This window comes from Alteromonas algae (genome assembly GCF_049117195.1).
Taxonomy (GTDB): Bacteria; Pseudomonadota; Gammaproteobacteria; order Enterobacterales; family Alteromonadaceae; genus Alteromonas.
Genome location: NZ_CP185260.1, coordinates 1,144,880 through 1,156,746, shown reverse-complemented (window position 1 = coordinate 1,156,746; position 11,867 = coordinate 1,144,880). Strand labels below are relative to the sequence as shown.

Below are 11,867 nucleotides of genomic sequence, written 5' to 3'. Positions count from 1 at the left end.
TATATTAACGCCGTAAGAGAGATATTACTTGGGCTTTGCTCGCACACTCGGTTACGCTCCTGATTGAGTGGACCATACTTACCACAGACGACGTGCAAGCAATCGTTTCAGCGCTGAGGAGGGTAATCCGTTAATAATAAGCGCAGATATCATTAACACCGCACCGGCTAGCACTAATGAAAGTAATACCTCGTTTAGCAACACTACCGAACTGACATAACCAATAATGGGGGTTAATGTGCTTATTAATACAATACGCTCGGGCGCAAGTTTAGGCCCTGCCGCAACCATAAGCCCGAAACCGAGTCCTGTGGCCACCGGCCCAATATAAATAAGTAGCAACCAATCACGCCATTGGTACTCACTGAGTGCGGGCAAAGGTTCAAACGCGAGAGCCATCGCTAGCATCACGCTACCTGCAATAACAAACTGCCAGAATACCGCCTCAATAACACTCCCTTGCCACTTGTGAAACGAAACTCGTCTAATGGCGATAGCCCATAAAAGCGAAGCCAACAGCATGCCCACTAATGGAAGACGGGCGCCAGGTTCGCCACTGGCAAATAATATCATGGCGCACCCAACCGTCGATATTAGGGTAAGCACAAGCCGTTTAGATTGCACGCGCTGTCGATACCATAACGTATCAATAAGTAGCATCCACAAAGGCGTTGTGTAGATAAGAATACTGGCTGTCCCGGCGGGGATAAACTGGAGGCAAACCGTTATTAACCCCATAGATAAAATAAATTGAAACACTGCGACAACAACAATAACCGCGCGATCTTGTCGAGAAAAACGAGGTAAACGCTTTTTGGTGATAACAACAAACAATAAAAGAACCGGTAAGCTTAATAGGAAGCGTAAACAGACCATCCAAAGTGGACTTACTACCTCTAGCCCTATTTTCATAGCAGGCCAATTGAGCCCTAAACAGAGCACAGCGACCAATAACATTTTGACGCCTTTTGACTGCGTCTGGTCGATGGATGGTGTGATAGACATTATATTTGAAGCCTAAGTAAGAGTAATTTGGAAAATAACAACGGCAATGAGCAGTGCTGTTGCGTTGATATTATTGCGACCACCTCATGATGGATGCATGTTCTTTGCCTTCCTCACAAGAATAATAGTTTTTACGCGTCTCTATAATTTCAAAACCGTTTTTCTTGTAAAGCGACGTTGCGGAAGTATTACTTTCTCTCACTTCTAACCATATTTCTTTAGTATTTTTTTCTATGGCGATATCAAAAAGCGTTTCAATCAATATCTGACCAACGCCGATACCCCGACAATTGCTTTTCACTGCGATATCCATAAGCGTTGCCTCGTCAAGCACCTGCAAAATAATAGCGTAACCAATAACGCTGCCATTTTGGCGTGCGGCCAAGCCGTAATAAGGTGGCGTAAAGCAGTCTTTAAACGTTGAGAAAGACCATGGTGAGTATTGCGAGTTTTTATGAATATCGTACAACGCCTCAATCTCCGAGGAGGGAGTGGCCGCATTGATTCGTTCGATATGTAAGGACATGAAGCAATTTACTTCGGTGACGACAAGGCGATTAACTGCATCCATAACGCCTTTTTTTGAGGCGGCGTTAATGCATGAGGTGGCATCGGTAGAACAATCGTTTCTGTTGAAACCGCTAGCGCATCCCCTATCACGATACAATCAACGGTAAGCGTACTCTCTAAATGTGAAAGTGCCAATGCCATATCAGCCAACCACTGACTGCTGTTCTTGCGTTCAGATTGGGTGAGTGGCCTTACCGGGCTAACCTTTTCTTCAGGTTGCTGCTTAGAGGGTGTTTTGTCGTTGCTTGACCCACTACTTACTTGTGCTCTTAATTGTGCCAGCCGTGACTGTTTCTCTTCAGTAGAGATAGGTTTGTGCGCACTGTCTGAATTATCTGTTTGTGATGTACCAGCTGGCGTTACAGTGTCATCTCTTGAATTGGTTTCGGTAGATGTTGACGCCGCTTCAGCTTGCGTTAACCAAGATGTAATACCTAATTCCTGTAATACCGAACGCTGATAGTTAGATAAGAAACTCAAGACAATACCCAATCCAAGTTAAGATAACGATACATAGTGTAACGTAAAAATGATTTTGTTATCAGCAGGATTAATGACTTTAAAGAAGAGAGTGGCAGGGGTGGAGGGACTCGAACCCCCAACCATCGGTTTTGGAGACCGCTGTTCTACCAATTCGAACTACACCCCTAGCGCGCTGTGCATTATACGGATGGGATTAAAAAGGTAAAGCCTTTTTGTATCTATCATGCACCCTATGCTTAATAAACAATCAAAGCGGCGGAAATTCAAGCAAGCCTAGTATTATGCGCGCTGTTTTGCGTTGAATAAGGCAGCTCTCCACAACTGATTTGTTACATCCACAATGATCAGATGCTGCTCTACGCTCTGCGCGACTTCACGTTGTGATATACCACTTGCCTCGGCATAAGCATCACACAAATGAATAACATCGTCGGCCGATAACTCGTTAATCACTGCACAGCTAGCAACATCAAAAAAACGATTCCCCATCGCCGAGTACTCCCAATCAACCACGACAGGTGGCGAAGCGCGAAGAATATGGCTAACGTGTAAGTCATTATGACATAGCACATAATGCTGTGTATCTTGTTCGCTTTTTATTACCGATGCACGGTACGCCTCCGCTTGCTGCCTTAAGGTTTCAGACTTGGTTAACTGCGCGCTATCGACGTAATGCTCCCACCGCGCGAGTAAATTTAAAGGGCGTGACGTTATCGGTAAACGATGAATGTATGCCAGGGTGTTAGCCAGTACTTTAATTACATCGCCGTGCAGATGCGTCGTGTCATTGTCTTCCCAACGCTCGACCCAAATACACTCGTCATCACTCAGCCATACAGGTTCAGGGGCAACTCGCTGCTTAGCCAGTTGCTGTTGAAGAACAAACTGATTAAAGCGGTCGATGCCACTAAACTCGTCAGCGCCCGTCCACTTAACGGCGTACTGCTTATCGTTATCTATCAGCTTATAGACACAATTGACTATCCCAGCCGGCTTTTGCTCAATTCGGGCATGATGACTTAAATTAAGTGTATTCCTTAAAAGAGGAATGATGTTGTTTTGATTCATCGTAACCTAACCATTGTGCCCGCCATTGCATATATCCGTAAATAGAAAATCCAACATACCCTAAAAACAGACAGGAAGACAACGCCATGCCTACTTGGAAATATAAATAAGCAGACGCTAAATTTATGAAAAACCAATAAACCCAGTTTTCCATGACTTTATGTGCAACCATGAATGTTGTCGTAATACTTAGCATTTGGATACAAGCATCAAGCAAAAGATGATCACTATTGAATTGCGATGCAGCCAGCGTAGATAACCCAAAGGCACATAATAGTAGTAATGGAACAAGCACGGCGTGTACTTTTTTCGGCAGAGTAATTACCGAAGCTGTTTCACCGCTTTTGACGCCACTTGTCCATTGATAGTATCCGTACGCCGCCATGACCATATAAAAAAAGTTAAGCAGCGATTGGAACGGAAGTGTCACTTGCCAAAATAACCATGTATAAATAGCCGTGCTTAAAAATGCACAAAGCCAACACCACAGGCTTTGTTTAGCCGCAAGATACACATAGCCTAAGGCAAAGATAACCGCGGTCCACTCTAACCCCGACGTGGCGATAATCTGTGCGTAAAAATTATCGAGAAAAGTCGCCACTATTGCGACTTCCTTGATTGCATTGCATCAAAGTTGAGAAATTTAGCAACAAATATAGCTTGCCCTACTTCCTCATGAGTGCGCTGCATCTCATTACCCAGTATTGTCATCACCTGTGCATAATCACCCGTGACTTGTGTGCTGGTAGCACTGGTGGAAACATTGAGTTCGTCGTAACCATTCAGCCTGTCAATAAAAGCTTGTATAGGAGGAATATATTCATTCACCAACGGATAAAGTGATAGCTCGACCATAACGTTCATAATGTGTCCCTAAAATGTATATTTAACGGTAACACCAAACTGACGCCCATTACCTAATTGATAATAGGGTTCAGCAAAGGCGTACTCATCACGAGGGTCATTGCTAAACCCTCCAAAGCCGCGTGTGTAGTACTCTCGATCAAAGGCGTTTTGCACCCATAGCGATGTTTGCCAATTATCGTTAAACCATACCACTTCTGTGTTCACCAACGTCGTACTGGGCGCGGTAACGTCATGGCCATCTGAGAAACGATACTCATCTTTGAAATCAACATCTACACGCCAGGTGAGATAATCAGTTAACGCGTATTCGCTGTATAGATTCGCAGTCCATTTGGGTGCTTGAGCCTGTCTCTGCTCGTCAATAACGGTACCATCGGCAAGTATATAATCTTCAAACGTTGCGCTAAGGTAGCCAACACTTGCATTAAGCTGCCATGCGTCGGTCGCAAGCCATGACAATTCAAACTCAGCCCCTTTATTCGTGCCTAAATTAGCGTTATCGATGATATCAATAAAATCTGGCGTACCGTCGTCTCGCACAACAACATCGAAATCACTTACTTGGGTATCTTCTCTATCCATAAAGAAAATAGCTGCTCGGGCAGTAAGGTTATCAAGTAACATGGGACCTTTAACACCAACTTCGTAGTTCCAATTATACTCTTCGTCAAAGAATCGCTGATCGTTATTTACACGTTGGTCATAATTGAACCCTGCGCCTTTAAAACCACGAGAAATGCTTCCATAGAAAAAGTGCTTATTAAGATTATATTGTAAGGCGACCTTCCCCCCCACCATTGTGGTATCAAGCTTACGAGTAAGCCCTTGATTATCTGCATAATCAAGTTCAAAACGCTCTACCCTCACGCCTACCAGTAACGATAGATCATCGGTTAAAGAAGACTCTGTCTCTGCATATAATGCTTTCGTTGTCGGTGCGTAATCACTGATAAAATCACTCTCTGCGTACGTGTACTGACGCAGTAAGTCTTGCTCTGATGTTTTATAAAAAGCACCAATCGTCCAGTCTGTCACGCCATCAAAAAGAGCCGCAGCGTCAGATGAAACAAACCGTACTTCACCAGTTTGCGTGTCTACGTCGCGATAATAGGCGTCAAATGAGGTATAGCCGAACGGATGAAACCCCGTAAACGTCCAATCCTCATCATAACCATACGCGATATTGTGAGAGGCGTGCGTGGCAATAATGATAAAATCACCCGCGGCCGTTTCTGTGGTAGAACGCGCGCTTATCGCATGCGTTTGATGTTCATCGAACCCTGGCTCATCAGAGCGAGTTTTATTATCGTTATCCAATGAAAATGCATCATAGCCGTTATCGATATCATACCAGCGATAAGAAAGCGCAAGCGTTGTGCGTTGGTCCAGCTCACCGGATAAACTGATGTGCATAGCCGACTCATCAATGTTATTCGTATCATCTCGATTTAAAAAAGTATTTTCAACGAAGCCATCACTACGATTGTGGACGACACCGATACGATATCCCCACTTGTCATTAATATCACTGCCGGTCGCTGCCTCTAATCGGTAGCTGTCTTCTGTCGCCGCACGAAACTCAACATAGTCAGGGGCGTCACTCCCTACTTTATTACTTAGCAATTTTACGGCACCTGCTAATGCACCGGTCCCGTAGAGAGTAGCCTGAGGGCCTCGATACACCTCTAATTGCTGCGTATCAAAGATAACGCCAGCCGCAGCTAACCCTGAAAAATCGAACTCATCAACAATAAAACTTACAGAAGGGTTAATAGGTTCAGCAAACTGGCTACGCTCACCAATACCTCGAATTTGAATAAACCGCCCTCTCGATGCGCCCGTTGCAAAATTAACATTAGGAATGCTGTTTAATACACTATCTACATGGGTAGGCTGTCGACTATTTAAACGTGCTTGGCCCAAAATAGTGGCACTTGCGCCAAGTTGATCAAGCGTGGTTTGTCTGAAGTCACCACTCACAACAACACGTTCGATGTCCGACATATCTTCTGATTGTGATACGGAGTTGTCTTGGGCGTATGCCGCCACTGAGCTAGCGATAAGGGAAAGCGTGAAAACTGTTTTATACATGGGATCTCTTATTCTTCTACAGAAAAAAGATCCGAATTAACGGCAGGTGATAAGGCTATGTTGTGCACCATCCCTACGCCGGTATTATCCGGATCAGGTTTAAGGGTTCCCACTGTGGTGGATCTCAGCCCGAAACTCGGACACCCCTTGGTAGAGTCACTAACATAACGTTAGTGGCTGCGACGGAGTGTACCAGTTAAGGCAATACCGTCAAGAAAAGAAATTATTAAGAGATATTAAGGCGTTATAAGCTGTCTTCAATGTTTAAATTAAGGCGTCGTACTTCATCATCAGTTTGCGCTTTTAGTGCCTCAAGGGTTTTACCATGCGCAACAGGCATACGTGAATCGGTATCAACTTTGACAAAAACGATATCATCGGCAAAACAAATCGTTTTCTTCGTCGCTTTATTCCGGACCAAGCAGCTTACCGTAATAGACGTTCTACCTACCGCCTTTGTTTCAAGACCAAATTCAACAATGTCTCCTTGTAACGCAGGTGATTCAAAACTAATTTCACCGATATGCTTTGTGACCAAGCAATTGGTCTCTAATTGGCAAATAGCCCAAATTGCAGCCTCTTCATCAATCCATTCAAGCGCGCGCCCACCAAAAAGTGAATTTGCATAATTTAAGTCATTTGGCATTACTAAACGCCGAGAAAGAAAGCGCATTCGAATTCCTTACAATAAGTAGATATTATGTGTACTGATTACATCTCTTAATTATAACGAAATTTACTATCAATGGCGCGTAAACAATTATCATCATGGCTTTTTTCTCCTTATGACAGCGTGTCTACAGATGCGATGCATCGGCGTTGGTTAGTGTTTGATGAGGATGAAGGATACTGCCGTAAAATCTGCGAGCAATTACTTCACGTCGCACCATCACATTTAAAAACGGCTGTGTTTGAAAGCGCAGACCTTACAGGTAAAAAGCGTGCTAAATTGTTGGGCAACGAATTTGATATCGCAGTACTATTTGTCCATAACGAGTTTCGAATTGGTGATTTGATGGCGCTGGCGGGAACGGTTAAGCGAAGCGGTTGCTTTGTTTTGTGTTGCCCACCATTTTGTCAATGGGCGCGAACTTATACTGCTAATTATATTTCGCATGGCTATCAGTTGACGCATAGCCCGTATATTGCCCGCTTCATTGACAAAATAAACCAAGCCACGTGGATAGCTCAACACAATAGACGTACTACCTCTCTCCCCAACTATAATAAACTGAAGGTAGGGGGTGAGCACAAAAAGGCAATAGCAAGCGACAGCACAGATAGAAACTTTGCGTCTGTCGAACAAAGCCACACATACACTGCATTGATATCGCAGTGGACGAAAGAGAGCGAGAGCGCTAGCGCTATCATATCGGCCGCAAGAGGTAGAGGTAAGTCATCGCTACTCGGGCTATTTATTGCGACCTTATGCCAACAAGGCATGCGAATTTGTATTACCAGTACGCTGACTGAAAACGCAGAGCGGATATTTCACCACGCAGAGCAGTCTGATGACGTAACCGCTGTTAGTGCCACTAAGCTTATTCATTCGCAAACAAACGGCAGCATTGAATGGGTAGCCCCTGACAACCCCATATTATACGACACCGCGTTTGACGCGTTAATTGTTGATGAAGCTGCATCGTTCCCCATTCCTACTCTACTTGCCATTTTACAGCGGCACAAAAAATGGGTGCTTAGCACCACAACGCAAGGCTATGAAGGTAGTGGTCAGGGGTTCGTAAATAAATTAATACCTGCCCTTCAACATAGCGATACCATTCACCTTACACTTGAAGCGCCCTTACGGTGGTATCCAGGCGACCTCATTGAGGCGTTTTTTAACGAAACCTGTTTATTTACTTCCAACACCGTGCAAGATTTGGCTACCCCCAACGGGATACGCTCGACTATTCTGAACCGAAGCGTTGTATCCAACATGACGTACCGAATAGTACGGTTCGCTGACTTGGTAGAGCCTGAAGTCGTAAATGTCATGGCGCTACTTACCCTTGCGCACTATCAAACAACGCCCGATGATGCCATGCGATTGCTCGATAGCCCTGATACCACACTTTGTATTCAGACACTGAAAAATGTCGTCACTGGCGTTGCCGTCATCAATAATGAGGGTGGCGCAATGCTTAAGTCGGTCGATAATGCGATTGCAGAAGGAAGCCGGCGGCCTAAAGGGCACCTTAGTGCACAACGAATTGCACTCAAAACCACTTTGGCGTGTGACGTAACTAAGCGGTATTGGCGGATAAACAGAATCGCCATCGCCCCTTCTCTCCAGGGTTTAGGCCTTGGCTCTACATTACTTTCCGAGATTACTGCTGCTGCGTACAATGCAAATGTTGATGCGGTTACCACATCGTACGGAACAACATCAACGCTTGATAACTTTTGGCTGAATAACGGCTTTACCATTGTAGACAAAGGCTTAAAGCCAAACAAAGCAAGCGGTGAAACCAGCGCATTAGCAATAAAACCATTATCATTGCAAGGAAATGAGCTTACTGAACGACTCATCGCTATTCAGCATATTGAGCGTGAACGCGCCCCGCTTTCACACTATGGGCCTGTAACGCAGGGCATAATCTTAAATAAGATACACGCATTTATAAATGGATATAGGCCCTTAGAAGTAACCTGGCCTTACATCAATATTTTGGCTAAACGTGCAAATAAGGCTGAAACCACTAATGTATACAACAACCTGTCTACACCGTTAGATAGTCTCGACATTGATATAAAAGCACTTGAGCAAGCGTTTAACGTTCAAGGCAAGAAAGCCGTAACACACTGCGTAAAAGAAAAGATGAAAACGCTAATTGCCGAGCCTTCCTAGCATTTTCCGGCAGAATGAATTTTATGTTATGCGGCTGATTGCCTTTGTTTGTTAAAATCCATAGGCATAAAAAAGCCCCCTAAACGGAGGCTTTTAAGAAACTCGATACAAATACCTAGATATTTATACCGCGATTTTTCGCTTTTTCTTTGATGTAAGGTTCCCACGCCGACGCATTTCTGCGTAACGACCGGTCTTTCTTAGCTTCTTGAACGTGCGTGTACGCTGCTCTGAAATCGCCCGCATAAAAATTCGCTTCCATTAATGTAAAGTGAATCTTCGCAGGGTTTTCTGCACCGCGCTCAAGCGCATTCTCAAGGGCTTTGATAGCACCTTTATAGTCTTCAGCTACAAGAAGTAAAGTACCTTCTTTTCTGTAATGCTCAGGGTCAGAACTTTTCGCGGCGGCTTTAGCATAAAGCTTAGCTGCAACTTCATAATTCTTAGCCTGGTGGTAAGCATTAGCGATAGACGCAAGCATATCTGCATCTTCTGCTATCAAACCAGACTTAACACCCTGTTCTAGCACTTTTGCTGCTTTATAAGGCATACCGTTTGTTTGGTATAACTGTGAAAGTGTTTTTACTTCACTGTCTTTTTTCAAAAAACCTTGGTTGTAAGCAAGCTCAAAAGTAGAAAGGCCTTTCTTGAAATCTTCAACAAGAAGATAGAAGAAACCAAGCTGTGTCCACCAACGAGGTTCCTCAGTAAAGTTACGTACCAGATCTTCTGCTACAGCAACTGTTTGAGGATACATCTTACGCTCGTAGTATGAAGTAAGCTTCAATACGTACGGGTTTTTGTTTGGTTCGTCGTAAAGTGCGATAGCACGGTCAGCAGGTTCAATCATTTTGTCTAATTGCTTAGACTCATAATAGGCCTGCGCCAAACGCGTATAAACGTCTGCATCTTCTTTACACGTAAAGTCCATCCATGCGTTGTACCACTTAATCGCATCAGTGTACTTGTTTTCCTGCATGCTCAAATCACCTAACAATTTAAGTGTTTGAGAATGTTCAAGATCGTTAAGTACTTTTGGCTCTACTGAACTAACCAAATAACCAAGTGCTTTGGTGCCTTGACCTTCTTGTGCTGCAAGTAGGTTTCCAATAAAGCGCTGTACATAGGCTTTATCGAAATCGTCTGATGAGTCAATCTCATACAAAACACCTAACGCTTCATCAACTTGATCTAGGTTGTAAAACTCAAAAGCTTTTTGAACCTTTTTACCTGTACGCTCGCCAACTAATGTCGTTTTCCCTTTTTCATAACCAGGGCACACAACAGGGGCGGATTGCGCAAGCGCTACTGGGGCACTAAGAATAGCACCCGCACCTAGCACTAAAGCAACGGCTGACATTTTGAATGTACGTTTCATCATGATCATTGCTCCAGTTTAAAGTCTAGTTGAACGAACATACCAGGTTGTCTAACCGGCTTTCCGTCAACAATCTTAGGCTTATACTTCCACTTGCGTAATGCGCGACGCGCTTCACGGTCGAAAACACGTCTAGGCTCTGCTTCGATCACTTCTATATCTTCTACACCACCAACTTCGTTGATAGTGAAAGAAAGTCTTACCCATCCTTCACGGCCGTCACGGGCTGCATCAGGTGGATATTTAGGATCGATTCGTACGATAGGCGTTGCGTCACCATCACGCTGCATAGCACCTACGCCACCAATGTTTACACCAACACCACCGGTATCTACAGCCGGTATTGCAAGACTAAAACCATCTGCATCCGGTTCTGCCGTTTCCGGCTCAACAGGCTCCATTTTAGGAGGCTGCGCTGGAGGCGGTGGAGGCGGCGGCGGTACGCGCTGACGCGTCTGCGTCTGATCGTCAGGTTCCTGCATCACGATATCAATAACCGGTGCTTCAGGAACTTCATCTGCTGGACGAGCTGAGTTTTCAATCAGCTTAGCCATTAGTACGAACAGGGCAAATGCAACACCAGCACCTAGCAATATAGATACAATTATACGTCCCATCTTAACCCCTTGCTGCTACCGAAACTCGGTTAACGCCTGCCGCTTTAACCTGGTCCATAATTTCAACTACTAATCCATGCTTCGCTTTTACGTCCGCTTGGATGATTACGTAATCGGTTGGCTGCTCGGTAAGCAGTCGCTCAATATTAGCTCTAACGCTGTCCGGCGCAACTTCACGTTTATCTAGCCAAACATTGCCATCTTCTGAAATCGCGATGAAAATGTTTGCATTTTTGTGAAGGAACGCCTGGCTCGCATCTGGCTTGTTAACTTCAATCCCTGCTTCCTTAACGAAAACAGTGGTAACGATAAAGAAGATCAGCATGATAAACACGATGTCCAACATCGGCGTCATATCTATCTGAGCATCTTCTTCCTCGGTTCTGACTTTTCGAGCCATAATCTCTCTCTCTAATGATGTGGCAGGCTATCAACTAGCCCTTCTCTTGCCAGCTTCACTTTCGCTTCAAGACGAGAACTGATAAACAGCCCAGACAGTGCAGCAACCATTCCAGCCATAGTTGGAATCGTAGCCATTGAGATACCAGCTGCCATTAGACGTGCGTTGCTGGTTCCCTGCGTTGCCATTGTCTCAAAAACACTGATCATTCCCGTTACTGTTCCAAGTAGACCGATTAACGGACACATGGCAATGATAGTTCGGATAATCAACATTCTAGCGTTTAAGTCATCTGACGCTTGAGAAATCCACGCGTCACGGATTCTATGCGCATACCATGATGTGGTATCTGCTCGGGCATCCCAATTGGCGATGATGTTTTTCTTCACCGTTGGGAAGACCGAAGTTAAATACCAGTAACGCTCAATCATTAAGACCCACATGAGAAAGAGCGCGGCAGCAACGAAGTATAGTACGTCACCGCCGGTAGCGATAAAGTCCCTGACCGATTCAAATAATCCAATCAGGTAATTCATA

13 protein-coding genes, 1 tRNA gene and 1 riboswitch are annotated in these 11,867 nt (G+C 44.6%); of the genes, 1 reads left to right on the top strand and 13 read right to left on the bottom strand.

Annotated features, from left to right (window positions below; translation table 11 throughout):
- Positions 1-78 precede the first annotated feature (78 nt).
- The 9 genes from ACOJRU_RS05170 to ACOJRU_RS05130 form a co-directional block, all read right to left on the bottom strand.
- On the bottom strand, positions 79-1,005 hold the full coding sequence (locus ACOJRU_RS05170; RefSeq protein WP_421133978.1) for a DMT family transporter: 927 nt from the start codon (positions 1,003-1,005) through the stop codon (positions 79-81).
- Positions 1,006-1,075: 70 nt separating this feature from the next.
- Positions 1,076-1,531 (bottom strand): ribosomal protein S18-alanine N-acetyltransferase, encoded by a 456-nt coding sequence (gene rimI, locus ACOJRU_RS05165; RefSeq protein WP_421133977.1) that lies wholly within the window; start codon positions 1,529-1,531, stop codon positions 1,076-1,078.
- Between the two features lie 8 nt (positions 1,532-1,539).
- Positions 1,540-2,055 carry a hypothetical protein gene (locus ACOJRU_RS05160; protein WP_421133976.1) on the bottom strand — a complete coding sequence of 172 codons (516 nt, stop codon included), beginning with the start codon at positions 2,053-2,055 and terminating at the stop codon, positions 1,540-1,542.
- A gap of 92 nt (positions 2,056-2,147) precedes the next feature.
- Positions 2,148-2,224: transfer RNA gene (locus ACOJRU_RS05155), tRNA-Trp, on the bottom strand.
- Positions 2,225-2,337: 113 nt separating this feature from the next.
- The gene (locus tag ACOJRU_RS05150; RefSeq protein WP_421133975.1) at positions 2,338-3,126 is read right to left on the bottom strand and encodes a phosphotransferase; all 789 of its coding nucleotides are present in this window, start codon (positions 3,124-3,126) and stop codon (positions 2,338-2,340) included.
- Positions 3,083-3,727, bottom strand: coding sequence for a nicotinamide riboside transporter PnuC (gene pnuC, locus ACOJRU_RS05145; RefSeq protein ID WP_421133974.1), 645 nt, complete (start codon positions 3,725-3,727; stop codon positions 3,083-3,085). Before pnuC ends, ACOJRU_RS05150 begins: the two co-directional genes overlap by 44 nt.
- On the bottom strand, positions 3,727-3,990 hold the full coding sequence (locus ACOJRU_RS05140; RefSeq protein WP_421133973.1) for a hypothetical protein: 264 nt from the start codon (positions 3,988-3,990) through the stop codon (positions 3,727-3,729). Before ACOJRU_RS05140 ends, pnuC begins: the two co-directional genes overlap by 1 nt.
- Positions 3,991-3,999: 9 nt before the next feature.
- A complete protein-coding gene (locus ACOJRU_RS05135) occupies positions 4,000-6,084 on the bottom strand; it encodes a TonB-dependent receptor (RefSeq protein WP_421133972.1) in 2,085 nt (694 codons plus the stop codon).
- A gap of 53 nt (positions 6,085-6,137) precedes the next feature.
- A riboswitch (TPP riboswitch) is annotated at positions 6,138-6,242 on the bottom strand.
- 86 nt (positions 6,243-6,328) lie between these two features.
- Complete coding sequence (locus tag ACOJRU_RS05130; protein ID WP_421133971.1) at positions 6,329-6,757, bottom strand: acyl-CoA thioesterase; 429 nt, start codon at positions 6,755-6,757, stop codon at positions 6,329-6,331.
- 72 nt (positions 6,758-6,829) lie between these two features.
- Here ACOJRU_RS05130 and ACOJRU_RS05125 point away from each other — a divergent pair, with 72 nt between their 5' ends.
- Entirely contained in the window at positions 6,830-8,935 is a 2,106-nt protein-coding gene (locus ACOJRU_RS05125; protein WP_421133970.1) for a GNAT family N-acetyltransferase, read from the top strand.
- 115 nt (positions 8,936-9,050) lie between these two features.
- On the opposite strand, the gene ACOJRU_RS05120 is transcribed toward ACOJRU_RS05125, so the two are convergent.
- The 4 genes from ACOJRU_RS05120 to ACOJRU_RS05105 are packed head-to-tail and all read right to left on the bottom strand — an operon-like array spanning position 9,051 to position 11,866.
- On the bottom strand, positions 9,051-10,316 hold the full coding sequence (locus tag ACOJRU_RS05120) for a tetratricopeptide repeat protein (RefSeq protein ID WP_421133969.1): 1,266 nt from the start codon (positions 10,314-10,316) through the stop codon (positions 9,051-9,053).
- Positions 10,317-10,318: 2 nt separating this feature from the next.
- Entirely contained in the window at positions 10,319-10,930 is a 612-nt protein-coding gene (locus ACOJRU_RS05115) for an energy transducer TonB (protein WP_421133968.1), read from the bottom strand.
- A 1-nt stretch (position 10,931) separates the two neighbouring features.
- The gene (locus ACOJRU_RS05110; protein WP_421133967.1) at positions 10,932-11,330 is read right to left on the bottom strand and encodes an ExbD/TolR family protein; all 399 of its coding nucleotides are present in this window, start codon (positions 11,328-11,330) and stop codon (positions 10,932-10,934) included.
- A gap of 11 nt (positions 11,331-11,341) precedes the next feature.
- Positions 11,342-11,866, bottom strand: coding sequence for a MotA/TolQ/ExbB proton channel family protein (locus ACOJRU_RS05105; protein ID WP_421133966.1), 525 nt, complete (start codon positions 11,864-11,866; stop codon positions 11,342-11,344).
- Position 11,867 lies beyond the last annotated feature (1 nt).